A 23,828-nucleotide genomic window follows, 5' to 3' on the forward strand; every position below is an offset into this window, starting at 1 on the left:
TTGCTTTTTTTATAAAATATGTATGCTTTAATTATTTAATACTGAATAATCCTGCCGGTTTATTTTCAATATCATCAAAACGTTTAGTGCATTCAGCGATAATTTCGTAAGCTTCTTTAACATCTCCCCATCCTTCTACATCTACTTTTTTGTTTTCAAGGTCTTTGTAAACTTGGAAAAAGTGCTCAATTTCTTTTACTAAGTGCGGGTTAATATCAGAAAGATCGTTTAATGAATTCCAGATTGGATCTGATACTGGTACACAAATAATTTTTTCGTCTGGTCCTTTATCATCTGCCATGTGGAAAACCCCAATTGGTTTTACCTCCATAACACATCCAGGGAAAGTTGGTTCGTTTACTAAAACCAATACATCAAGAGGGTCGCCATCTAAAGCTAGCGTTTCTGGAATAAATCCGTAATCTGCTGGGTACATCATTGAAGAGAATAGCATTCTGTCGAAACGCATTCTTTTGATTTCAAAATCGTACTCATATTTATTTCTGCTACCTCTTGGGATTTCGATTAATACATCGAAAGTCGTTAGTTTGTCTGCGGTCATTTTCGTTTTTTATTATTTCTAAAATTTCGATTGCAAAAGTAATTAAAGAATCCCTTTTCACAATGAAAAAAGTATATTAATCTGTGTATTTATACATTAATTAATATACTTTTCTTTTTATATAACAGACAGTTAATAGGTAATTTTCCTGTTTCGCTTTGTTAAGTAATGATGCCAGAGCAAATAGGTCGCATAAGATCTGTATGGACTCCACTGTTCTGCATGGATTTCCATCTCCTGTTTATCGTGAATATTGAATAGTTCTTTAATTGTATTTACGACCGCAATATCACCAAGCGGAATCATATCGGGTTCTTCAAGACAGAACATTAAATAGATATCGATTGTCCAGTTTCCAATGCCTTTTAGCTTGATGAGTTCTTCCCTGACTTCTTTTGCTGTTTTTAAAGCGAGTCCTTCAATATCCAATTCTTTATTGAGAACTGCTTCGGCTAAAATTTTAATATATTTTGTTTTCTGACGGCTTACTCCTAAGCTTCTAAATTCTTCATCAGATAAAACCGCCATATTTTCGGGATTACAGGTTTTATAAGCTTTGATTTTTAAAAATGTGGCTTTCGCCGAATCAATAGAAACCTGCTGCTCCAATATCAACAAAACCAAGGTTTCAAAACCTTGCGGACGTCTTGGAATTGGTGGTAATCCGTATTTTTCGATTATCTCTAGAAATACTGGACTTTTGGATGAAAGAAAATCTATGGCTTCTTGCATGATTATAGTTTTCGAAAGTAAATCAAATTTAAGAAAAATGGAGTTAGTTCCCGCAAAGTCGCCAAATCGCTAAGTTTTTTTATCTCTCGCAGATTTTGCAGATAAAAATCTGATCTGGAATCTCAATGATTATCAAAAGCAAAAAATCGCAAAGATTTAAAACCTTTGCGACTTTGTAGCTTTGAGCCTTTGCACCTTTTTAAAAGTAGAATCCAAAAGATCCTTTTACGGCAAATTTATGAGCGTCTGGCATATCTAGATAATTTCCTCTCCAAGAAAAATCAATACGGAATACTTTGAAAATATTTCCAATTCCAGCATGGTATTCATAATATACTTTTTCCGGAGCGTTATAAGGCAATCCAGAAGCATTGATTGCGCGGTTGGCATCAGAAATTGTTCCGTGAACGGCTCTCACACCAACAAATTCTCGCCAATTCAATTTTCTCATAAATGGAATTCTGGCAAATAATCTTCCTCCAAAATCATGATTCCACTGCAGGGTTGTATATTGATCTGTAACGAATTCGTAGAAATTCAAGTTACTGAATGTATTTTCGATTGTAAAATAAGTCTGGTTACCCGGAATTACGCTCATCAATCCTAACGGAATGGTACCGAATGTTTTTCCTGTTTCCAAAATAATATTGGATCTTCCTAAAGGTCCAATGATAATAGGCTGTTTATAAAAAACTTGTATTTTTTCGTACGCAAAATCACTATCAAAAACCCCTTTAAGTCCATAACTAAAGTTTACAAAGAAATGACTGAACGGACTATCTACTAAATCTCTCTCTACTCCGTAACCAATTGTTTTACGGTTTGGCATATATTCAAACTGAATATTGGCTTCTGATTGTTTTACATCGCTCTTTACAACTCCCATTGGATTTGCGACGCTTGGCAATGTTGTATAATAGTCCAGACTAAAAGTCTTCGAAGCTGATTCTAAAGTTCGATATGAAAAACCTGCTTGAACAATAAAATTCTTTTTAGGTTCCATTTCGATCGAAACGTTACTTAAATTAATATTCGTCAGCTTTCCGTTACTTCCAGTTGTAAACAATGCCGAAGAAGCAAAACTTCGACCTAAAATATCATTTGTAGTGGTTAAACTTGCTCCAATCTGTTCAATATCACGTCTGTTCCCTCCAGAAATAATGACACGATTTTTCTTGTCAACCATCCATTTTCCCGAAAGTCCGTATTTGAATTTATTATCATCAAATCCGTAAGCCGTGTAAGCTTGTAAACGCCAAGGATCGTTTGGTCCAAAATAGGTTCTTCCTCCTACTCTTAAACGTAAACCTTCAACTTCATTATAGCCAAATGTGGAATAAATAGGTCCATAATCGAAGTTCTTAAATTCGACGTAACCGCTTCCTAAAATGGAGACGAGATTATACAACTGCTTAAATCGCTTGACCGTTTGCAGTGTGTCGAGCATTTTATATATACCAGCTTCGTCTTTGTTTAATTTCTCAAAACGATTTTCTTCCCAAAATTCCGGCGGTCGTTCATAGACCGCATTATCTATGAAATTGACTTCTTCTTTATAGAATTTTTCAGGTTTCTGAATGTTGAATTTATGATTACGGTATAATGTTGTTCGTTTTCCATACACTCCTTTTGATTTTTCTTTTTTATTCAAAGCAAAATCAGACATCATATAATCACGTGTCAAAAGGAAAACTGAATCGTTTTCAACTTCAAATTCCTGTTCAATATAAATATCTTTTACCCAGTTAATATTGGCACTTTTGGTAACACCCATATTAATTTTTTTGATGGCAAAAGTGGTATCATTTACCCAGAAATCACCTTTAAAAGTCAATTCGTTTTTACGTCTTGGATAGAAAACAATATTAAAACACCACTTTTTATCAATGTAAGCACTGTCTTTTAAAACGTAATTGTAAACATCAATTCCGGTTCTTGACAACGGACTCGTAAAGCTTTTATCAAAAAACTTAAGGTGATTGTCGTAAATATTGTAATCCGAATAAAGATCTTTTACAAAGGCTAAAATCTGCTGATTTCCGTTGAAACCAGACATTTTATTTCCGGTAAGGTTTTCTTTTACTTTCTTGATTCTGTTATCGCCGTAAACATCATAAACTGATTCATTAATGAAAATCGGCAGATAGGTTTTTCCGGTAACATCAGAAGTATCAACATGATCAAAAACGAATTCCATTCCTTTAAAAAGCTTGTTTTTCATGAAAGCACTATCGATAGTGTTCATATCAAATTCCACTTTTTCATACTTCTGCATTTGATATTGATTGAATTGGTAAAGTCCATTTTTACGTTTTCTTTCCCAGATTTTCCTTAAAATATCAATTGCCGGATTGTTCTTTTTGGATGTTTTTCCAGTATAAATCACGACTTCGCTAAGCGCTTCAGGATCACTTAAAACGATCGTAAAGTTATAATTTACGGCTTTATCAAGAGGAACTTCTTTATCTGAAAATCCTGCAGATGAAACTAGTAAAGCAGTATAGGTGTTTGGAGATTCAAGATAGAAACGTCCGTCTTCATTTGAAACGATTCCAGTATTTGAGCCTTTAAAAACAATATTTGCAAAAGGTACAGGCTGATTCGATTTGTCCAAAACAACTCCACTCACCTTAGTTTGTGCAGTAGCAACATTCGCAAAAGCAAATACAATATATAAGAGAAGTAGAGTTAATTTGTTCATTATCATGTAAAAAAAAACTTCACCAATCCATGTTGTCTGATGAAGTTTTATGAGTATTTCGTATTTGTATTACTTGTATAATACTTTCTTAACTGCTTTTACTACATCACCTGCATTTGGTAACCATTCTTTAAGCAATACAGGAGAATATGGCGCAGGAGTATCTGCAGTTGTAATACGCTGAATTGGTGCATCAAGGAAATCAAACGCTTGCTCTTGCACGATGTATGTGATTTCAGAAGAAATACTAGCAACTGGCCAAGCTTCTTCAAGAATTACTAAACGATTTGTTTTTTTAACTGATTTAAGAATTGCATCTTTATCCATTGGACGAACAGTTCTTAAGTCGATGATCTCACAAGAGATTCCTTCTTTTTCTAATTCATCAGCAGCAATGAAAGCTTCTTTAATGATTTTTCCGAAAGAAACGATAGTTACGTCTTTACCTTCACGTTTAACATCGGCAACACCAATTGGAATTGTGTATTCTCCGTCTGGCACTTCACCTTTATCACCGTACATTTGCTCAGATTCCATGAAAATTACAGGGTCATTGTCGCGAATGGCAGATTTTAAAAGTCCTTTTGCATCGTAAGGAGTTGAAGGAACAATAACTTTAAGACCTGGAGTGTTAGCAAACCAGTTTTCTAAAGCTTGTGAGTGAGTAGCTCCCAATTGACCAGCAGAAGCTGTTGGTCCGCGGAAAACGATAGGCACATTAAACTGTCCTCCTGTCATTTGACGCATTTTAGCAGCATTATTTATAATTTGATCAATACCAACTAAACAGAAGTTGAATGTCATATATTCTACAATAGGGCGGTTTCCATTCATTGCAGAACCTACTGCAATTCCTGAAAAACCAAGCTCAGCAATTGGAGTATCGATTACTCTTTTTTCACCAAACTCAGCAAGCATTCCTTTTGAAGCTTTGTAAGCTCCGTTGTATTCTGCAACCTCTTCTCCCATTAAATATATGGATTCATCGCGACGCATTTCTTCGCTCATCGCTTCGCAAATGGCCTCTCTAAATTGTATTGTTCTCATATTTTTTATTGTATGTTGAATTTTCTGAAGAGCAAAAATAAATATTTTAAATAACTTAAAAGCATAAATTGAATTTAAAATCGCACTAAGTTCTTTCTCGATTTTGGTTTTGACTTTTAAAAGTTTATGACGCCATTTACGAAATCGATATAATAGACGTATAATTCACACTTAATGCTGTTTTCGTCTGCTTTTTATACAAACTTCAACAGATTTGTTTAATTCTTGCTTCTTCAAATTCTGTCTTCATAACGGAACAAATCCAAAACTAGTATAAATCATTCGAAAAATTAACATATCACAACTTTGCTTTTGTTGCAAAAAATGCTAGTAATCAAGCAAAATGCTCTTATTTTCATTTTTTATTTTAAGAAAAAGTGCCTAAACCTTTGCAATTTCCGAAATCGTAATAGTTTTCAAAAATATTATGCATGCATAGTATAATTATTCCAAATTAAATTCTAAATTTGTAAAAGCATATTACAAATTCAAAACATATACTTATGAAAATACTAGTTTGCATCAGCCATGTGCCTGATACTACTTCAAAAATTAACTTTACCAATGGTGACTCAGAATTTGACACTAACGGTGTACAATATGTAATTAATCCTAACGACGAATTCGGTCTTACACGTGCTATCTGGTTTCAAGAACAGCAAGGAGCAAATGTAACAGTTGTAAACGTTGGAGGTCCAGATACAGAACCAACATTGCGTAAAGCTTTAGCAATTGGTGCAAATGAAGCAATTCGTGTTAATGCAAATCCTACTGACGGTTTTTTTGTGGCAAAACAATTAGCTGAAGTAATCAAAAATGGTGGTTACGATTTAGTAATTGCCGGAAAAGAATCTTTAGATTATAACGGAGGAATGGTTCCTGGAATGATTGCAGGAATTTTAGGTTATAACTTCTTAAATTCTTGTACTGGTTTAACAGTTGACGGAAACAACGTAAAAGCAATTCGCGAAATTGATGGTGGTAAAGAAACTGTAGGCACTGCCCTTCCATTAATTATTGGCGCTCAAAAAGGTCTTGTTGAAGAAAAAGATTTACGCATTCCAAACATGAGAGGAATTATGACTGCAAGAACTAAAGCGCTTACTATTCTTGAGCCGGTTGATGCAGCTGTAAATACAAAAGCGGTGAAATTTGAGAAACCAGCTCCAAAATCAGCAGTTAAATTAGTTTCTGCAGATAATTTAGATGAGTTAATCAATTTATTACACAGCGAAGCTAAAGTGATTTAAGATATTTATTGATGAATTTAAGATTAACGATTTTTGATTTCAGATTTAAAATCAAAAATGAGTTAATCGCAAATCATTAATCACAAATCTAAAATCGTTAATCACAAATCTAAAATCTAAAATTATTATGTCAATATTAATATATGCAGAATCTGCAGAAGGAAAATTTAAAAAAGTTGCTTTCGAATTAGCTTCTTACGCTAAAAAAGTAGCAGAATCATTAGGAACTACTGTTACAGCTCTAACTGTAAACGTTAGCGATGTAAGCGAATTAGGCAAATACGGGGTTGATAAAGTTCTTAAAGTAAGCAACGATAAATTAGCTGGTTTTAACGCAAAAGCTTATGCTGATGTTATTAAACAAGCAGCTCAGAAAGAAGGAACAAAATTAGTTTTACTATCTTCAACTACAGACAGCATTTACCTTTCACCACTAGTTGCAGTAGCTTTAGAAGCTGGTTTCGCTTCAAATGTAGTTGGGTTACCAATTAGCACTTCTCCTTTCCAAGTAAAAAGAAATGCTTTCTCAAACAAAGCTTTCAACATTACAGAAATCAGCACAGATGTAAAAGTGCTTGGTTTAGCTAAAAACTCTTACGGACTTTTTGAAAGCGCAGGAGCTGCTACAGCAGAAGATTTCAGTCCATCAATTGGAGATGATGATTTTGGTGTAAAAGTAGAATCTGTAGAAAAAGTAACTGGAAAAGTTTCTATCGCTGATGCTGATATCGTAGTTTCTGGCGGACGTGGATTAAAAGGTCCAGAAAACTGGGGATTAGTTGAAAATCTAGCTGAAGTTTTAGGTGCTGCAACTGCTTGTTCTAAACCAGTTTCAGATTTAGGATGGAGACCTCACAGCGAACACGTTGGACAAACAGGTAAACCAGTTGCAACAAACTTATATATTGCGATTGGTATCTCAGGAGCCATCCAGCATATTGCAGGTATCAACTCATCTAAAGTAAAAGTAGTAATCAATAACGATCCAGAAGCTCCTTTCTTTAAAGTGGCTGATTACGGAATAGTAGGAGATGCTTTTGAAATCGTACCTAAACTAACAGAGAAATTAAAAGCTTTTAAAGCACAACATTCTTAATTAAAATTCTCTTTAAAAATATAGCTGCCTAAAAACAAGATGTTGTATCTTTGTTAATAGGCGGCTTTTTTGTTCCATATTTTTTGACTAAAATTGCAGCTTTATTTTTTAATCCAAAGAAGTATTAAAATGAGGCGCTAAGTGCCTTTTTTACAAACATATATGAGTCTAGTAAAATTATCCATAAAAGGAATTTCGTACAGCCAAACTCAAAATGGCGCTTATGCCTTAATTTTGAATGAAGTCGACGGCGAAAGAAAATTACCAATTGTTATTGGCGCTTTTGAAGCTCAATCAATCGCTATTGCCCTAGAAAAAGAAATAAAACCACCGCGTCCGTTAACACACGATTTATTCAAAAACTTTGCTGAAAGATTTGATATTGTAGTAAAGCAAGTTATTATTCATAAATTAGTCGATGGTGTTTTTTATTCAAGTTTAATCTGCGAAAGAGATAAAATTGAAGAAATTATTGACGCAAGAACTTCAGACGCAATAGCTCTGGCATTACGTTTCAATGCCCCTATTTTTACTTACAAAAACATTCTGGATAAAGCTGGAATTTATTTAAAATCAAATACTGCCGAAAGCGATCAGGGAACTCAGGAAATTGATGATGTTCTTTCAAATCCTGAAACTTTTGGACGTGAAGAAGAAAGCAACCAATCTGGCGACGTGTATGCAAAACACAGTCTTCAAGAATTAAACGAACTTTTGGATCAAGCCGTTTCTCAAGAAGATTATGAAAAAGCAGCCAAAATTAGAGACGAAATTTCCAGAAGATAAATTCAATGTTTAATCGTTGAACCGTTTATTCGTTAAATCGATTAAACCATTAAACGAATAACCGAATAAACAAACACATGAAACAATACTTAGATTTAGTAAAACACGTTTTAGAAAACGGCAATCAAAAAGGAGACCGAACAGGAACAGGAACAAAAAGTGTTTTCGGCTACCAGATGCGTTTTGATTTAAGTGAAGGTTTCCCAATGGTTACGACTAAAAAACTTCATTTAAAATCCATTATTTACGAATTACTTTGGTTTTTAAAAGGAGATACTAATATAAAATACCTAAAGGAAAACGGAGTAAAAATCTGGGACGAATGGGCCGATTCTAATGGCGATTTAGGTCCCGTTTACGGTCATCAATGGCGTAACTGGAACAGCGAAGAAATCGACCAGATCTCTGAATTAATTACAGAATTAAAGACAAATCCGAATAGTAGAAGAATGCTAGTCTCTGCATGGAATCCATCGGTTTTGCCAGATACTAAAAAATCTTTTGAAGAAAATGTTGCCAACAACAAAGCCGCATTACCTCCATGTCATGCCTTTTTTCAGTTTTATGTGGCAAGTCCAGATCCTGAAAAAGGAGAAACAAAAGGAAAATTATCCTGCCAATTATACCAGCGAAGTGCAGATATATTTTTAGGAGTTCCTTTTAATATTGCTTCGTACGCATTATTAACGATGATGATTGCACAAGTTTGCGATTTAGAACCAGGCGATTTTATCCACACTTTTGGTGATGCGCATATTTACAACAATCATTTTGAACAATTGGAATTGCAGTTAACACGTGAGCCAAAACCATTACCAAAAATGATTTTAAATCCTGAGATCAAAAACATTTTCGATTTTGATTATGACGATTTTACACTTGTTGACTATGATCCACATCCTGCCATCAAAGGAAGTGTTGCTGTATAATATTAAAAAATCCGCTAAATAAATTTAAGCGGATTTTTTTATACAACTACTACTCCATTTTCACTCCCGGCAAAATCATTCCATTTGTAGAAATCAGCTTCGGGATCGTTTACATAATTTCCGTCGATTACATACTTAAATTCGTAAATCGCATCTTTTACCAGATCGTAAGTAGCTTTGAAAGTTCCGTTTTTAAGTTTGCTTAAAACACCTTCTTCTGCGTTCCAATTATTGAAATCTCCAACAACTGCTGCCGAATCAGCATCTTTGGCATCGATAGAAAAGGTTACTTTACAAACTGGTTTAGTTTTGACAAATTGTTTCTTAAGAGACATAACTATTTAGTTTTTAGATTCATACACTAAATTAAAGAAATTCATCCGAACTCTGTACACTACTATAACCGATTTACGATTATAATAAAAAGACTACATGATTTTAATTGTATCTATAATTTAAAGTGCCTATTTTTTTAGGATTGAGAATTTAGATCTGTATTGAGTAGAATATTTATGTAGCCAAAATATGGTGTTTTCAAAATAAATTTTAACTTTATAATCTCATTTATATCTTATGGAAAAAGAAGTGCACGAACAATACGAGTATGCCAGAAGACGTATAAGACAAAAAAAAGTCCTGTATTTCCATTTTGTACTCTTTCTACTTGGAAGCTTATTTATATTTGTCGCTAATAAATTTTTCGGGTTTGGAGCATCATCAGAACACAACTGGTGTTTATGGGGAATTACGTTATGGTTCTTTCTGTTTATTTTACACTTTATAAAAGTTTACATTACAGACCGATTTATGAATAAAAAATGGGAAAGAGAACAAATTGACCGATTAGTTGCTTTACAACAGAAAAGAATTAGTCAATTAGAATCTAAAATAAATGAAGATACTGAGAATAAAATTTAGTTTCAGCGTATTATGATTATAATGATTGCGGCTATTGCCGAAAATAATGCCCTTGGGAAGAATAACGAATTAGTATGGCATCTTCCAAATGATTTTAAAAGATTTAAATCTCTTACCACAAATCATCATATTATTATGGGCAGAAAAACTTTTGAAAGTTTTCCTAAACCTTTACCTAACAGAGTTCATATTGTAATAACAAGACAAACAGATTACAAACCTGAAGGCTGCATTGTGGTTGACAGTATGGAAAAAGCTATTGCATTATGCCCTGAAAATGAAGATTCGTACATTATAGGCGGAGGCGAGATTTACACTCTTGGAATGCCTTTTTCTGATATTCTTGAAATTACAAAAGTACATCACACTTTTGATGCTGATGCTTTTTTTCCAAAAATTAGTAAAAGTGAATGGCAGTTAGTTGAAGCTGAAGAAAATTTTAAAGATGAAAAACATCTTTACGATTACACTTACGAAACTTACATTAGAAAATAAAAAAACATCCTCTTTTGAAGGATGTTTTTTAAAAACTGATTAATTTTGTATTGACTCGCTCAAGAAAATAGTTTTTGTAAAAAATCACAAACGCGTAAAAACATTTGAAATAACTGAATAACATTTAATGTTAAATGAGACTAAGAGTCTCAAAAGCCTTTAATAACAAATACCACTAAGATATTAAAGGCAAGAAAATTAAAATTTCCAAAAACAAATTTAATCCTAAGAACGTATTTCGCACTTTTAAAATTGTATTCCCCCAAGAACAACACTTTTAAAAACTACTAACTTGAACAGATGAATATCAGTGCAAAAAAAACACTCATCTGATTAAGTCAATGACAAGATCAATCATTAATTTTATCATTTTTACTTCAGCAAAGTTGGGCATAAAATCTACGTTGCACAATACCCACTTTTAGTGATTTTTTTCAAATCACTGTTTTTGGTGATGCTGAATAACTTCGTAAAAAACCCGTTTTAGACCTTGTTTTAAAACATTTAACGGACATTTTAAAAAACTCAATTACAGTTACAGCAGATTGTTTATATTTGCGTAAATTATAATAATGTCTGAAAAAGTAACTCCATATAAAGACTCTTCTTTAGGAAAGAAAGAGCAGGTTGCCCAAATGTTTGATAACATTTCTGGCAACTATGATAATTTAAACCGCGTAATCTCATTTGGTATTGATACGAAATGGAGAAAAAAAGTACTTAAAATAGTTTCTGATACCAAACCAAAAACTATTTTAGATATTGCTACAGGAACTGGTGATCTGGCAATTTTGATGGCTAAAACCAATGCAGAAAAAATTATTGGACTGGATATTTCTGCCGGAATGCTTGAAGTGGGAAAAAAGAAAGTCGAAGACAAAAAGCTTTCAAATGTAATCGATTTGGTTTTGGGAGATTCTGAAAACATTCCTTTTGAAGACAACCATTTTGATGCTATTACAGTAGGATTTGGTGTTCGTAATTTTGAAAATCTTGAAAAAGGTTTTGCAGAAATTTTACGTGTATTGAAGCCTAACGGAATTTTCGTGATTCTGGAAACTTCGGTACCAGAAAAAACACCATATAAACAAGGATATAAATTCTACACCAAAAATATACTTCCGGTTATAGGAAAGATTTTTTCTAAAGACAATTCAGCATATGGCTATTTATCTGAATCTGCCGCTGTTTTTCCTTATGGAGAAGCTTTAAACAATATTTTAAGAAAAACTGGGTTTATAGATGTTGTAGCAATGCCGCAAACTTTTGGTGTAGCAACCATTTATTCAGCATCTAAAAAATAGTATGAAAAAAATTGTAATTGTAGTTTTATTAGCCTTAACCACAAAGGGATACTCTCAGTTTGCTAAAAATATGTTTAGCAAAGATCCTATTATCAATCTCGAAAACTGGCAGAAACAACGTGTCTATTTTGGGTATTATTTAGGCTTTAACAGTTTCGACTTTAAGTTTGACTATAAAACTCCTGTTACAAATGATATTCAGGTTAAAAAAACAACTGGATTTAATGTTGGGGTTGTCGCTGACTTACGATTACAAGAATATATCAACCTGCGTTTCGAACCTGGTTTATATTATACAAAACGTGATTTGTACTATCCAGGCTTTGATTTAGAAAAAGATTACTTAAGAGAAGTAAACAGCACCTATATTCACTTCCCTTTGCTGCTTAAATTTTCGTCGCTGCGTACAGGAAACATTCGCCCTTATTTAGTAGGCGGAATGTCTACCACTTTAAACTTATCCAGCAATTCAAAATCTCAAGATGACAACTTTGAAGGAAAATTTAGAGTCAAACAATGGACAGCCGCTTATGAAGTGGGTTTTGGAATTGATTTCTTTACAGAGTATTTTATTTTCTCTCCTTCAGTAAGAGGTATGTTTGGTATTGGCGATGAATTAATCCGCGACAAACCTATAAATGGTGCCAGTCCATGGACCGACAATATTGATTCGATGAAATCGAGAGCTATTTTAATAAATTTTACATTTCATTAAAACAAAATCTTAACTATTTCGTTTAAATTCACTAAGAATAATTGCTGTTGCTGTTGCTACATTTAAACTTTCTGTTTTTTGCAGCTCACCAAATCTTGGAATAGTAAGACGGCTGGTCACTATTTTTTCAATTTCTGCCGAAATTCCGTTGGCTTCATTACCCATAATAATGATTCCATCTTGAGGCAGGTTTGATTGATAAATATTTTCTCCATCCATAAATGTTCCAAAAACAGGTAATTTTGTCTGGCTAACAAACGTTTTCAAATCAACATAACTAACGTTTACTCTGGTAATTGATCCCATGGTGGCCTGCACTACTTTTGGATTATAAATGTCGACTGTTTCTTTGGAACAAACAATTTGTTTAATTCCGAACCAGTCGCAAAGACGCATAATCGTTCCCATATTTCCGGGATCACGAATATCATCTAAAGCCAGAATTAACCCAGAATTAAGAATTTCTGTTTCTTGTGGCATTTTAAAAACTGCCAAACAAGTATTTGGAGTCGATAAAGCACTTATTTTTTTCAGTTCTTGATCATTAATTAAAGTTCGTTTTGAAGTTTGAACTTCTTCAAAATCATTTAAAGTGGTGTATAAATGCTCTAATTCAAAATTGGATTGCAATAATTCTTGAATTACCTTTACTCCTTCAGCAAAAAATAATCGATTAGCAAAACGCTGTTTTTTTTGATGCAAGCCTGATATAAGTTTTATTTGGTTTTTACTAACCATAAAATAATGTACTTTTGAATTAAATATTTAATAACACTTGAAAAATAATTCCACAAAAATAATAGCATTTCTTCTAATAGCAATACTTATTTGTGCTTGTAATGCTGTAAAAAGAGTTCCTGATGGAAAATATCTTCTTGTCAAAAATAATATTCTGGTAAATGGAAAATCTACCAATGACGAAAATGCAACTAATCAAATGTATCAAAAACCAAATGGTACCCTATTAGGATACAAACTTCGTTTAAATCTTTACAATCTGGCTAACTTAAATCCAGACTCTACTTATCAGGCAAAATTCAAAAAACATCCTGGATTATATGAGCGTCAGGCAAAATTATTATCTGCTAAACAAGTCGACAGACTCGGACAGTCATTTTTATATAAAGGAATCCACGAATTTTTAAAAAACACTGGAGAACCTCCTGTAATTATTGACACATCCAAAACAAAAAAAACCTTAACTCGTTTGAAGTATTACTATTTCAACAGCGGTTATTTTAATGTTTCGACAGATTATACAATTAACAGTGTTGCCAAAAAGAAAGCTCAGGTAAATTACAATATTACGACTGGACCTGCGTACATTCTAGATACTATTAAATCTAAGATAATGACTCCTGCTCTTGATTCATTATTCAAAAACAACAATGAACCTTCTTTTATAAAATCAGGAAACCAATATAAAACTGCCGATTTTGAAGAAGAAAAAAACCGTATTACAACATATTTCAGAAATAACGGTGCTTACTTTTTCCAGCCTACTTATGTAACTTTTGATATTGATACGATTGGCAAAAAAAATAAAGCCGATGTTACACTTGTAATCAACAACAATAATATTCAGGAAAGAGATTCAAGCAGAACAGAACCTTTTAAACTTTACAAAATAAGCGACGTTAACATATACACTGACTATTCGCCTGCAAATGCCAAATCTAAAGTTAATGATAGTGTAACGTATAATAATTTTAATCTTTACAGCTATAAAAAATTAAAGTACAAACCTCGTGCTATTACTGATGCTATCTTTATTAATAAAGGAAGCACATATTCTGACACTAGAACAACACTTTCATCGCGATATTTAAATAACCTTAAAATATTTAATTATCCGTCGATTCAATATGAAGTTGACAAAAGAGATCCAACTGCAGAATCATTGATCGCAAATGTGTATTTAACGCCAAGAAAAAAATACAGTTTTGGTGCTACTCTTGATTTTACACATTCTAATATTCAGGATTTTGGTATTGGAGCCAGTATTTCGGAAACCATTCGAAATGTATTTAATAGAGCTGAAACTTTAGAGATTTCGGCGCGTGCCAATATTGGTTCTTCAAAAGACATGGCAAATCCTAACAACACCTTTTTTAATGTTTCAGAATACGGATTGGATTTAAAACTGAATTTTCCAAGAATTCTACTGCCTTTTGGAACCGAAAAAATTATTCCGAAAAGAATGATTCCTTCGACTTCTATTTCGGCAGGTTTTTCAAAACAAACCAACATTGGTCTTGACAAAGAAAATTTCACAGGCGGTTTCTCATACAATTGGTCGCCTAAACGTCATAACACTGTAAAATTTGATCTGCTTAATGCACAATATGTTCGAAACTTAAATCCTAATAATTATTTTAATGTTTACACCTCTTCTTATAGAGAGTTAAATAATATTGGTAAAGCATACAATGAAAATGAAAGCTATTTTGACAATCCAGAAGATCGAAACCTAAGAATTCCCGATGGAACTACTGGCTTTACAAATGACGTTTTAAGCAATAAAACTGCTTTACAACCTGGCTCGTCAGAATATAAAGATGTAGAAAGTATTGAAGAAAGAAGAGTTCGTTTAACAGAAAACGATTTTATTTTAGCCACTAGTTACACTTTTACTAAAACCACAAAAAAAGATTTAGCTGACAATAATTTCTATCAGTTTAAAACCAAACTAGAATCGGCTGGTACATTATTATCTGCCATTTCAACAATTGGAAGTCTTCCAAAAAATTCAAATGGGAACTATGAAATTTTCAATTTAGAATATGCCGAATATGCCAAAGCTGAATTTGATTATATCAAACACTGGGATTTTGGAAAAGAAAAAGTTCTGGCTGTAAGAAGTTTCTTTGGGATTGCTGTTCCGTTTGGAAATTCAAACTATGTTCCGTTTTCACGAAGTTATTATTCTGGAGGTTCAAATGATAACCGCGCTTGGCAGCCTTATTCACTTGGTCCAGGAAGCACAAATGCAGTTGACGATTTTAACGAGGCCAACATGAAAATTGCGCTTAGTGCCGAATACCGATTTAAAATATTTGGTGATGTGAAGGGAGCAATCTTTGCAGACGCAGGAAATATCTGGAATGTGCTCGATAATGTGATTGACAATAAAGCAAAATTCAACAACTTAAACGATTTAGATGAAATTGCTTTAGGTTCTGGATTTGGTTTACGATACGATTTAAGCTTCTTTGTTATTCGTTTGGATTTAGGCTTTAAGACTTATAATCCGGCGCATGACAAGGGCGATCGATGGTTTAAGGAATACAATTTTGGGCATTCGGTTTTAAATTTTGGTATAAATTATCCGTTCTAATGCTAATTAATTCTTATTTTTGCAACCTAAAAACTAAAAACAACTATAAAAAAAATTAAAATGGCACACAACATTAAACCAGGAGTAGCTACAGGAGATCAAGTACAAGAGATTTTTAACTATGCTAAAGAGAAAGGTTTTGCTCTTCCAGCAGTAAACGTTACAGGATCAAGTACAATCAATGGAGTTCTTGAAACTGCAGCAAAACTAAATGCGCCAGTTATTATTCAATTTTCAAACGGAGGAGCACAATTTAACGCCGGAAAAGGTTTATCTAATGCAGGTGAGAAAGCAGCTATCGCTGGTGGAATCGCTGGAGCAAAACATATTCATACTTTAGCAGAGGCTTACGGTGCAACTGTAATTTTACACACTGACCACTGTGCTAAAAAATTATTACCTTGGATTGATGGTTTATTAGATGCTTCTGAAAAACATTTTGCAGAAACAGGAAAACCATTATTCAGTTCTCACATGATCGATTTGTCTGAGGAGCCAATCGAAGAGAACATTGAAATCTGTAAAGAATATTTGGCTAGAATGAGCAAAATGGGAATGACATTAGAAATCGAACTTGGTATTACAGGTGGTGAAGAAGATGGCGTTGACAACTCAGACGTAGACAGCTCAAAATTATATACGCAGCCAGAAGAAGTAGCTTATGCTTACGAAGAATTATCTAAAGTGAGCCCTAAATTTACTATCGCTGCTGCTTTCGGAAACGTTCACGGTGTTTACAAACCAGGAAACGTAAAATTAACTCCAAAAATCTTAAAAAATTCTCAGGATTTCGTACAGAAGAAATTCAACACAGGACACAATCCAGTTGATTTTGTTTTCCACGGAGGTTCAGGTTCTACACTTGAAGAAATCAGAGAAGGAATTAGCTACGGAGTTATCAAAATGAACATCGATACAGATTTACAATTTGCATACACTGAAGGAATCCGTGATTATATGGTGAAAAACCTTGACTATTTGAAATCTCAAATTGGTAACCCAGAAGGTCCAGATGCTCCAAACAAAAAATATTATGACCCAAGAAGATGGGTTCGTGAAAGCGAAGTAACATTCAATGCAAGACTTGAACAAGCTTTTGCTGACTTAAATAACGTAAACACACTTTAAATTTTAGATTTTTGAATTTAGATTTCAGATTTCTAATGGAGCCTGAAATTTAAATTTTGAATTCAGATTGAAAAATCTAAAATTTAAAATCTACATTCTAAAATTAAAAAAATGGCTTGGTTTAAAAGACAAGAAAAAGGGATTACGACCGCGACAGAAGACAAGATGGACGTTCCGAAAGGATTGTGGTACAAATCTCCTACTGGAAAAATTATTGATGCTGACGAATTAGCGAGAAATTTATTCGTAAGCCCAGAAGATGATTTTCACGTTCGAATTGGAAGCGCAACCTATTTTGAAATTTTATTCGACAACAACGAATTTGTTGAGTTAGATAAAAACATGACATCAAAAGATCCTCTGCATTTTGTGGATACAAAAAAATATGCAGATCGTTTGAAAGATGTAATGGAAAAAACTCACCTTAAAGACGCTGTTCGTACAGGAGTAGGAAAATCTAAAGGAAGAGAACTTGTAATCTGCTGTATGGATTTTGCATTCATTGGTGGATCTATGGGAGCTGTAGTAGGAGAAAAAATCGCAAGAGGTATTGATCATGCTATTAAAAACAAACTTCCTTTTGTAATGATTTCTAAATCCGGTGGAGCTCGTATGATGGAAGCTGCTTATTCTTTAATGCAATTAGCAAAAACTTCTGTAAAATTAGCTCAATTAGCTGAAGCTAAATTACCATACATCTCTCTTTGTACAGACCCAACGACAGGAGGAACAACAGCTTCTTACGCAATGTTAGGAGATATCAACATCTCTGAACCAGGCGCATTAATTGGTTTTGCTGGTCCGCGTGTTGTACGTGACACTACAGGAAAAGATTTACCAGAAGGGTTCCAAACTGCTGAGTTTCTTTTAGAGCACGGTTTCTTAGACTTTATCACGCCTAGAAAAGAATTGAAAGATAAGATCAACTTATATATCGATTTGATTCAAAATAATGATATTAGAAAATAGTTTTAAAACTATTTAAAATTGAAAATCCCAGAAATTGATTTCTGGGATTTTTTTATTTAAATCATATTAGTTTTAAGTATCCTGCAAGGTTTTCAAAACCTTGTAGGTTTAGATTTTTTTAATCATTAGAATCTTCAGAAATACCTACAAGGTTTCGAAAACCTTGCAGGAAGGCAGATAAACTTTTTGTTTCTATATTCAAATAAATACTTGTCCGAAAAATTGTATTTTTGTTCTGCAATAATAGTTTTATCTAAGTGAACTATTAAAATGTATCTCACAAAAACGGATTTGTTTTTTACCAAAATCAATTTTTATTAAAGCATTATAAATATCTTTGAACCATGAGCATAACAACAAAACAAAATCACATAGGACGAAAAATAAGTCGTATTCGTGAACTTAGAGATATGAAGCAAGAAGCTTTAGCTCAGGCTTTAGGAACCAGTCAGCAAACTGTATCTGCAATAGAAAATAGCGAAACAATAGACGACACAAAACTTGCAGAAGTAGCAAAAGCACTTGGAGTAAGTGCCGAAGCAATAAAAAACTTTACAGAAGAAAATATGATAAGTTATTTTAATAATTTTTATGATAATAGTACCAGCACTGGAATAAATGGAATGTTCAATCCAACTCATTGTACATTCAATCCGTTAGATAAAGTTGTAGAACTTTACGAGCGTTTGGTTTTAGCAGAAAAAGAAAAAGTTGAATATTTAGAAAAATTGTTAAAAGACAAATAAAAATCAACGATATAAAATTATAAAGAAATCCTAAGAAATTACTTCTTGGGATTTTTTATGCTAAATATGTACCATTTGCTACGATATTTAATTCCTGCGGAATTTATTTCTCTGGATTTAAATTAAAATCTTAAACTAAGATTTATAAAGTTTTAAAAATCATAAAATTAAACAATATTAAAAAGAAAGAAAAATCTTATTTTTAACATGTATTTATTTATCTTTGCACTTAACCTGTTTGTTTAATGACAGAAACTTATATTAAATAAATATTTACATAAAAATGAGAACCGAATATATTAATGCTGTTAATGAATTTAAAAACTGGATTCACAAAAATGAGGTGATGGTTGAAAATACATTTTATGGAGAAGAAAAAGCTGAAATCAAAACTTTTCAAATTCAAAATATTTCAGTTGAAGAACTACAGGATATAAAAAAATTAACGAATAACAATTTAGAAGATTCATATTATTACTTCTTACAAGAAATAGGATCTGGTCACTTCTTTATTGGTGAATATTTTGCTAAATTCGAACTTTACAATCTAGAACAATTGAAAGAGTACAATGCACTAGTACAAAAAGAAATTGAAGAAGAAGATGAAGTGACAGAAGAGAACTATTTTATGATTGGCAGTCATCTCTCAATGGGTGATTGGATTGGTTTTTGTACAACAAAACAAGATACAAATAATTTTGACATCTATTGTCACGAATACCCTATCTATGAATATGCAGAAACTTCTGATGAACTCAAATCTTGGAGAAGCTTTGAAGATTGGATCATAAAGATTGTAAAGACAAAAGGAGAAGAATCTTTATAAATAATGTTAGTCCCATATCTCTCAACTTCGGAGCTACATACAAAATTGAAAAACCTGTTCAAATAAAGATAAAGCAGATAAACTTTATGGCACTTTAAAATATTTTTCATTTCTAAAAAACTCTGAACCTTACTTATCTAAGCACCTTTCACAAAAAACCTTTGCACCTTTGTTACTCTAGATCTTTGAACCTCAAAAAAAAAATCACATTCCAGTTCGAATCGCTTCAACGGGATCTAAGTTTGCTGCCGAAACAGCTGGAAGAATTCCCGAAATTAACCCGATAAGCGCTGCTAATCCTGTTCCTAAAAGTATATTTCCGAGACTTAAAACAAAATCAAAATCAAGTACTTTTGTTAGAATAAGAGCAATTCCCCAAACCATTAACAAACCAATAATACCGCCAATTACAGACAAAATTATTGCTTCAAACAAAAACTGAAACAGAATAAATTTGTTTTTTGCACCTAATGATTTTTGAATACCAATTAAATTGGTTCTTTCTTTTACCGAAACAAACATGATGTTAGCGATTCCAAAGCCTCCCACCAAAAGAGAAAAACCACTAATAATCCATCCTACAACATTCATCTGACCAATAATCCCGTCTATAAAATCTGTAAAACCAGAAAGCACGTTAATAAAGAAATTATCCATTTCTCCTGCTTTTATACCACGAATGGCTCTTAATTTTTGCGCAATTTCAGCTTTATAAGCATCCATGTCCACACCTTTTTCTGGTTTTAAAACAATAACCGGCGTCATTGAATCACTATCACCATACATTCGGCGTAAAAAATTAGCTGGCAGATAAACCGAAGTATCGTTACTATCTCCAAAAAAACCAGCGCCTTGTTTCGCCATTACCCCAATAACACTAAATCTTTGTCCATATAAGCGAATATTTTTTCCAATTGGATCACTGCCTCCAAAAAGACCATCGGCAACATCGTATCCTAAAACAATCACTGGAGTTCCTGAATTTGATTCGGATTCATTGTAAAATCTTCCTCTATCAAAACTTAATCCATCAATATCGACCATTTCGAAAGACGAAGGAATAATATTTACATCGGCAACGGTTTTAGAATCGTATTTTAAAGTTTCGTGATTTACAAAAAGCTGATATCCGACTTGCTCTGTATTATTCATGGAATTTTTTAATCCCACATATTCATCATACTTTACATTTGGGAACTGTTCTCTTTTCCATTGTGGAATTTCTGAAGGTCCAAAGTTGAACTTCATTAAATAAATCGTATTTTTATCTAAGCTGCTCAAATCTTTAGAGATTTTTTTATCTAAAGAATCAACGGCTGCCAAAACGGCTATAATTGAAAAAATACCAATTGTAACACCTAAAAGCGACAACAAAGTACGCAGTTTATTATTGCGCAGCGCATTGATGGCAAAACCTAAACTTTCTTTTAATAATCTTAGATAAAGAAGCATATAATTGTATTTTTCAATAAAGTAAAATTCAATAATTTAAAAACAAAAACCTAATAAAAGTTAACTTACTCATCAGTAGATTTTTTTACGAGAATGTTACACTAATTTTTTTAAAATAATATATAAAAAAACTACTTTTGCAGTCTGAAAATCATAACTACACAATGAGCACAACAAAAAAAATACAATCAGCGTTAATTTCTGTTTTTTCAAAAGATGGATTAGAGCCAATCGTTAGAAAATTACACGAGCAAAACGTAACACTTTACTCAACTGGAGGAACAGAAGAATTCATTAAAAACCTTGGAATTCCGGTAGTTCCAGTAGAAGATATTACATCATTTCCTGAAATTCTGGGCGGAAGAGTAAAAACACTTCACCCGAAAATTTTTGGAGGAATCTTAAACCGTCAGGATAACGAGAGCGATGTACAGCAAATGAAAGAATTTGACATTCCTCAAATTGATTTAGTAATTGTTGATTTGTATCCTTTTGAAAAAACTGTTGCTTCAGGTGCAAGTGAGCAAGATATTATTGAAAAAATTGACATTGGAGGAATTTCATTAATCCGCGCTGGTGCTAAAAACTTTAAAGACACTGTAATCGTAGCTTCTGTAAACGAATACAGCTTGCTTTTAGATATTATTACAGAACAAGACGGAAGTACAACTCTTGAAAACAGAAGATTGTTTGCTTCAAAAGCTTTTCATGTTTCATCTCACTATGATGGAGCTATTTTTAATTATTTCAATACTGACGAAACTATTTACAAAGAAAGCATTGCAAATGGTCAAGTTTTAAGATACGGTGAGAACCCTCATCAAAAAGGATTCTTCTTTGGCGATTTTGACGCTATGTTCAAAAAAGTGCACGGAAAAGAATTATCATACAACAATTTATTAGATGTTGATGCTGCTGTAAATTTAATTGCTGAATTTAAAACAGATGGACCAACATTTGCTATTCTAAAACACAACAATGCTTGTGGTTTGGCTTCAAGAAAAACAATCAGCGAAGCCTATTTAGCTGCTTTAGCTTGTGATCCAACTTCTGCTTTTGGTGGAGTTTTGATTTCAAACACAAAAATTGATTTAGAAACTGCACAAGAAATCAATAAATTATTCTGCGAAGTGGTAATCGCACCATCATATGATGATGAAGCAATCACAGTTTTACAAGAAAAGAAAAACAGAATTATTTTAGTCCAAAATGAAGTTGAATTACCATCTCGTCAAGTAAGAACTTGTCTTAACGGATTGTTAATTCAGGACAGAAATAATATTACAGATAATAAAGAGCATTTAAAAACCGTTACAGTTACAGAACCTACTGCTCAAGAGATCGAAGATTTGATCTTTGCTTCTAAAATCTGCAAGAATACAAAATCAAACACTATTGTATTTGCTAAAAACGGAACATTGATTTCTTCTGGTACAGGTCAGACTTCAAGAGTTGACGCTTTAATTCAAGCTGTTGACAAAGCAAAGGCTTTTGGATTTGATTTAAACGGAGCTTCGATGGCAAGTGATGCATTTTTTCCATTTCCGGATTGTGTAGAATTAGCCAAAAAAGCAGGAATAACTGCTGTAATTCAGCCAGGAGGTTCGATAAAAGACGAATTAAGCATAAATTATTGCAATGAAAACAATCTTGCAATGGTATTTACAGGAACACGTCATTTTAAACATTAATTTGTTTAACTTTGTTCGATAAATTATTTTATAACATTTTAAACCCCTAAAAAACTTATGGGATTTTTTGATTTCATGACCGAGGATATTGCGATAGACCTTGGAACCGCAAACACTTTAATCATTCATAATGATAAAGTTGTTATTGATAGTCCGTCTATCGTTGCACGTGATAGAGTATCTGGCAAAATCATTGCTGTTGGTAAAGAAGCCAACATGATGCAAGGTAAAACACATGAAAACATCAAAACTATAAGGCCTTTAAAAGATGGTGTAATCGCTGATTTCGATGCTTCGGAAAAAATGATCAATATGTTCATTAAAAGTATTCCTGCATTGAAAAAAAGAATGTTTACCCCAGCTTTACGTATGGTTGTGTGTATTCCTTCTGGTATTACTGAAGTGGAGATGAGAGCGGTGAAGGAATCTTGTGAGAGAGTAAATGGTAAAGAGGTTTATTTGATCCATGAGCCAATGGCAGCGGCAATTGGTATTGGTATCGACATTATGCAGCCTAAAGGTAACATGATTGTGGATATTGGAGGTGGTACAACTGAAATTGCAGTTATCGCATTAGGCGGAATTGTATGTGATAAATCTGTAAAAATTGCAGGTGACGTTTTCACAAATGATATCGTATATTACATGCGTACACAGCATAACCTTTTCGTAGGAGAAAGTACCGCAGAAAAAATTAAAATTCAAATTGGAGCGGCTATCGAAGATTTAGATGGACCACCAGAAGATATGTCTGTTCAAGGTAGAGATTTACTTACTGGTAAACCAAAACAAGTTGATGTTTCTTACCGTGAAATTGCAAAAGCATTAGACAAATCGATTCAGCGTATTGAAGATGCGGTAATGGAAACATTATCTCAAACTCCACCTGAGTTAGCTGCCGATATCTACAACACTGGTATTTATTTAGCTGGTGGAGGATCAATGTTAAGAGGTCTTGACAAACGTATTTCTCAAAAAACAGATTTACCGGTTTACATTGCCGAAGATCCATTAAGAGCAGTTGTACGCGGAACAGGAATGGCTCTTAAAAACATTGCAAAATTTAAAAGTATCTTAATTAAATAAGATCTAAAATAACAATCAATTTACTTTTATAAGGGTCGGATTTTTAATATTTGACCCT

At 33.0% G+C, this 23,828-nt stretch carries 22 protein-coding genes; 15 read left to right on the forward strand and 7 right to left on the reverse strand.

The genetic code is table 11. From position 1 onward, the window contains the following. Nucleotides 1-31: 31 nt before the first annotated feature. The 4 genes from P2W75_RS02595 to P2W75_RS02610 all read right to left on the reverse strand — a co-directional run bounded on the left by P2W75_RS02595 (nucleotide 32) and on the right by P2W75_RS02610 (nucleotide 5,042). On the reverse strand, nucleotides 32-562 hold the full coding sequence (locus tag P2W75_RS02595) for an inorganic diphosphatase (RefSeq protein ID WP_012023556.1): 531 nt from the start codon (nucleotides 560-562) through the stop codon (nucleotides 32-34). 132 nt (nucleotides 563-694) lie between these two features. Continuing rightward, nucleotides 695-1,294 carry a DNA-3-methyladenine glycosylase gene (locus P2W75_RS02600; protein WP_276378797.1) on the reverse strand — a complete coding sequence of 200 codons (600 nt, stop codon included), beginning with the start codon at nucleotides 1,292-1,294 and terminating at the stop codon, nucleotides 695-697. Between the two features lie 199 nt (nucleotides 1,295-1,493). Beyond that, nucleotides 1,494-3,995, reverse strand: coding sequence for a DUF5686 and carboxypeptidase-like regulatory domain-containing protein (locus P2W75_RS02605; RefSeq protein WP_276378798.1), 2,502 nt, complete (start codon nucleotides 3,993-3,995; stop codon nucleotides 1,494-1,496). A 69-nt stretch (nucleotides 3,996-4,064) separates the two neighbouring features. Continuing rightward, nucleotides 4,065-5,042, reverse strand: coding sequence for a pyruvate dehydrogenase complex E1 component subunit beta (locus P2W75_RS02610; RefSeq protein WP_207297983.1), 978 nt, complete (start codon nucleotides 5,040-5,042; stop codon nucleotides 4,065-4,067). 503 nt (nucleotides 5,043-5,545) lie between these two features. Between P2W75_RS02610 and P2W75_RS02615 the strand changes: the two genes are divergently transcribed. The 4 genes from P2W75_RS02615 (at nucleotide 5,546) to P2W75_RS02630 (ending at nucleotide 9,103) form a co-directional block, all read left to right on the forward strand. Next, complete coding sequence (locus P2W75_RS02615; RefSeq protein WP_276378799.1) at nucleotides 5,546-6,292, forward strand: electron transfer flavoprotein subunit beta/FixA family protein; 747 nt, start codon at nucleotides 5,546-5,548, stop codon at nucleotides 6,290-6,292. A 127-nt stretch (nucleotides 6,293-6,419) separates the two neighbouring features. Continuing rightward, complete coding sequence (locus tag P2W75_RS02620) at nucleotides 6,420-7,388, forward strand: electron transfer flavoprotein subunit alpha/FixB family protein (protein WP_207297985.1); 969 nt, start codon at nucleotides 6,420-6,422, stop codon at nucleotides 7,386-7,388. A 162-nt stretch (nucleotides 7,389-7,550) separates the two neighbouring features. Next, nucleotides 7,551-8,174 carry a bifunctional nuclease family protein gene (locus P2W75_RS02625; RefSeq protein WP_207297986.1) on the forward strand — a complete coding sequence of 208 codons (624 nt, stop codon included), beginning with the start codon at nucleotides 7,551-7,553 and terminating at the stop codon, nucleotides 8,172-8,174. 77 nt (nucleotides 8,175-8,251) lie between these two features. Then, complete coding sequence (locus tag P2W75_RS02630) at nucleotides 8,252-9,103, forward strand: thymidylate synthase (RefSeq protein WP_276378800.1); 852 nt, start codon at nucleotides 8,252-8,254, stop codon at nucleotides 9,101-9,103. Between the two features lie 38 nt (nucleotides 9,104-9,141). Here the strand turns inward: P2W75_RS02630 and P2W75_RS02635 are convergent, their stop codons facing one another. Beyond that, nucleotides 9,142-9,438 carry an isoamylase early set domain-containing protein gene (locus P2W75_RS02635; RefSeq protein ID WP_207297988.1) on the reverse strand — a complete coding sequence of 99 codons (297 nt, stop codon included), beginning with the start codon at nucleotides 9,436-9,438 and terminating at the stop codon, nucleotides 9,142-9,144. Nucleotides 9,439-9,676: 238 nt separating this feature from the next. Here P2W75_RS02635 and P2W75_RS02640 point away from each other — a divergent pair, with 238 nt between their 5' ends. The 4 genes from P2W75_RS02640 (at nucleotide 9,677) to P2W75_RS02655 (ending at nucleotide 12,535) form a co-directional block, all read left to right on the forward strand. Continuing rightward, entirely contained in the window at nucleotides 9,677-10,021 is a 345-nt protein-coding gene (locus tag P2W75_RS02640; RefSeq protein WP_207297989.1) for a 2TM domain-containing protein, read from the forward strand. 12 nt (nucleotides 10,022-10,033) lie between these two features. Beyond that, complete coding sequence (locus P2W75_RS02645) at nucleotides 10,034-10,516, forward strand: dihydrofolate reductase (protein WP_207297990.1); 483 nt, start codon at nucleotides 10,034-10,036, stop codon at nucleotides 10,514-10,516. A 572-nt stretch (nucleotides 10,517-11,088) separates the two neighbouring features. Next, complete coding sequence (gene ubiE, locus P2W75_RS02650; protein WP_207297991.1) at nucleotides 11,089-11,820, forward strand: bifunctional demethylmenaquinone methyltransferase/2-methoxy-6-polyprenyl-1,4-benzoquinol methylase UbiE; 732 nt, start codon at nucleotides 11,089-11,091, stop codon at nucleotides 11,818-11,820. A gap of 1 nt (nucleotide 11,821) precedes the next feature. Continuing rightward, the gene (locus tag P2W75_RS02655) at nucleotides 11,822-12,535 is read left to right on the forward strand and encodes a porin family protein (protein ID WP_207297992.1); all 714 of its coding nucleotides are present in this window, start codon (nucleotides 11,822-11,824) and stop codon (nucleotides 12,533-12,535) included. Nucleotides 12,536-12,544: 9 nt separating this feature from the next. Here P2W75_RS02655 and P2W75_RS02660 read toward each other — a convergent pair whose 3' ends face one another. Continuing rightward, nucleotides 12,545-13,273, reverse strand: coding sequence for an RNA methyltransferase (locus P2W75_RS02660; RefSeq protein WP_207297993.1), 729 nt, complete (start codon nucleotides 13,271-13,273; stop codon nucleotides 12,545-12,547). 37 nt (nucleotides 13,274-13,310) lie between these two features. Here P2W75_RS02660 and P2W75_RS02665 point away from each other — a divergent pair, with 37 nt between their 5' ends. The 5 genes from P2W75_RS02665 (at nucleotide 13,311) to P2W75_RS02685 (ending at nucleotide 19,541) form a co-directional block, all read left to right on the forward strand. Further along, nucleotides 13,311-15,872 (forward strand): BamA/TamA family outer membrane protein, encoded by a 2,562-nt coding sequence (locus tag P2W75_RS02665; protein ID WP_276378801.1) that lies wholly within the window; start codon nucleotides 13,311-13,313, stop codon nucleotides 15,870-15,872. Nucleotides 15,873-15,932: 60 nt separating this feature from the next. Next, a complete protein-coding gene (fbaA, locus tag P2W75_RS02670) occupies nucleotides 15,933-17,000 on the forward strand; it encodes a class II fructose-bisphosphate aldolase (RefSeq protein WP_207297995.1) in 1,068 nt (355 codons plus the stop codon). A 111-nt stretch (nucleotides 17,001-17,111) separates the two neighbouring features. Further along, the gene (gene accD, locus P2W75_RS02675; RefSeq protein ID WP_008466538.1) at nucleotides 17,112-17,969 is read left to right on the forward strand and encodes an acetyl-CoA carboxylase, carboxyltransferase subunit beta; all 858 of its coding nucleotides are present in this window, start codon (nucleotides 17,112-17,114) and stop codon (nucleotides 17,967-17,969) included. A 344-nt stretch (nucleotides 17,970-18,313) separates the two neighbouring features. After that, on the forward strand, nucleotides 18,314-18,715 hold the full coding sequence (locus P2W75_RS02680) for a helix-turn-helix domain-containing protein (protein WP_276378802.1): 402 nt from the start codon (nucleotides 18,314-18,316) through the stop codon (nucleotides 18,713-18,715). Nucleotides 18,716-18,998: 283 nt separating this feature from the next. After that, entirely contained in the window at nucleotides 18,999-19,541 is a 543-nt protein-coding gene (locus P2W75_RS02685) for an SMI1/KNR4 family protein (protein WP_276378803.1), read from the forward strand. Nucleotides 19,542-19,745: 204 nt separating this feature from the next. On the opposite strand, the gene P2W75_RS02690 is transcribed toward P2W75_RS02685, so the two are convergent. Then, nucleotides 19,746-20,993, reverse strand: a complete 1,248-nt coding sequence (locus P2W75_RS02690) for an ABC transporter permease (protein ID WP_207297997.1) — start codon at nucleotides 20,991-20,993, stop codon at nucleotides 19,746-19,748. Nucleotides 20,994-21,157: 164 nt separating this feature from the next. On the opposite strand from P2W75_RS02690, the gene purH reads away from it, so the two are divergent. Next, entirely contained in the window at nucleotides 21,158-22,684 is a 1,527-nt protein-coding gene (purH, locus tag P2W75_RS02695; RefSeq protein WP_207297998.1) for a bifunctional phosphoribosylaminoimidazolecarboxamide formyltransferase/IMP cyclohydrolase, read from the forward strand. Between the two features lie 57 nt (nucleotides 22,685-22,741). After that, nucleotides 22,742-23,770: a rod shape-determining protein gene (locus tag P2W75_RS02700; protein ID WP_008466528.1), complete on the forward strand. Its 1,029-nt coding sequence runs from the start codon at nucleotides 22,742-22,744 to the stop codon at nucleotides 23,768-23,770. Nucleotides 23,771-23,828: the final 58 nt, after the last annotated feature.

It is taken from the genome of Flavobacterium sp. H4147, from assembly GCF_029360735.1.
Taxonomy (GTDB): Bacteria; Bacteroidota; Bacteroidia; order Flavobacteriales; family Flavobacteriaceae; genus Flavobacterium; species Flavobacterium endoglycinae.

Excerpts from the sequence above, each read along its gene's own strand:
- P2W75_RS02595 (WP_012023556.1), bottom strand. The coding sequence starts at position 562 with ATGACCGCAGACAAACTAACGACTTTCGATGTATTAATCGAAATCCCA.
- P2W75_RS02600 (WP_276378797.1), bottom strand. The coding sequence starts at position 1,294 with ATGCAAGAAGCCATAGATTTTCTTTCATCCAAAAGTCCAGTATTTCTA.
- P2W75_RS02605 (WP_276378798.1), bottom strand. The coding sequence starts at position 3,995 with ATGAACAAATTAACTCTACTTCTCTTATATATTGTATTTGCTTTTGCG.
- P2W75_RS02610 (WP_207297983.1), bottom strand. The coding sequence starts at position 5,042 with ATGAGAACAATACAATTTAGAGAGGCCATTTGCGAAGCGATGAGCGAA.
- P2W75_RS02615 (WP_276378799.1), top strand. The coding sequence starts at position 5,546 with ATGAAAATACTAGTTTGCATCAGCCATGTGCCTGATACTACTTCAAAA.
- P2W75_RS02620 (WP_207297985.1), top strand. The coding sequence starts at position 6,420 with ATGTCAATATTAATATATGCAGAATCTGCAGAAGGAAAATTTAAAAAA.
- P2W75_RS02625 (WP_207297986.1), top strand. The coding sequence starts at position 7,551 with ATGAGTCTAGTAAAATTATCCATAAAAGGAATTTCGTACAGCCAAACT.
- P2W75_RS02630 (WP_276378800.1), top strand. The coding sequence starts at position 8,252 with ATGAAACAATACTTAGATTTAGTAAAACACGTTTTAGAAAACGGCAAT.
- P2W75_RS02635 (WP_207297988.1), bottom strand. The coding sequence starts at position 9,438 with ATGTCTCTTAAGAAACAATTTGTCAAAACTAAACCAGTTTGTAAAGTA.
- P2W75_RS02640 (WP_207297989.1), top strand. The coding sequence starts at position 9,677 with ATGGAAAAAGAAGTGCACGAACAATACGAGTATGCCAGAAGACGTATA.
- P2W75_RS02645 (WP_207297990.1), top strand. The coding sequence starts at position 10,034 with ATGATTATAATGATTGCGGCTATTGCCGAAAATAATGCCCTTGGGAAG.
- ubiE (WP_207297991.1), top strand. The coding sequence starts at position 11,089 with ATGTCTGAAAAAGTAACTCCATATAAAGACTCTTCTTTAGGAAAGAAA.
- P2W75_RS02655 (WP_207297992.1), top strand. The coding sequence starts at position 11,822 with ATGAAAAAAATTGTAATTGTAGTTTTATTAGCCTTAACCACAAAGGGA.
- P2W75_RS02660 (WP_207297993.1), bottom strand. The coding sequence starts at position 13,273 with ATGGTTAGTAAAAACCAAATAAAACTTATATCAGGCTTGCATCAAAAA.
- fbaA (WP_207297995.1), top strand. The coding sequence starts at position 15,933 with ATGGCACACAACATTAAACCAGGAGTAGCTACAGGAGATCAAGTACAA.
- accD (WP_008466538.1), top strand. The coding sequence starts at position 17,112 with ATGGCTTGGTTTAAAAGACAAGAAAAAGGGATTACGACCGCGACAGAA.
- P2W75_RS02680 (WP_276378802.1), top strand. The coding sequence starts at position 18,314 with ATGAGCATAACAACAAAACAAAATCACATAGGACGAAAAATAAGTCGT.
- P2W75_RS02685 (WP_276378803.1), top strand. The coding sequence starts at position 18,999 with ATGAGAACCGAATATATTAATGCTGTTAATGAATTTAAAAACTGGATT.
- P2W75_RS02690 (WP_207297997.1), bottom strand. The coding sequence starts at position 20,993 with ATGCTTCTTTATCTAAGATTATTAAAAGAAAGTTTAGGTTTTGCCATC.
- purH (WP_207297998.1), top strand. The coding sequence starts at position 21,158 with ATGAGCACAACAAAAAAAATACAATCAGCGTTAATTTCTGTTTTTTCA.
- P2W75_RS02700 (WP_008466528.1), top strand. The coding sequence starts at position 22,742 with ATGGGATTTTTTGATTTCATGACCGAGGATATTGCGATAGACCTTGGA.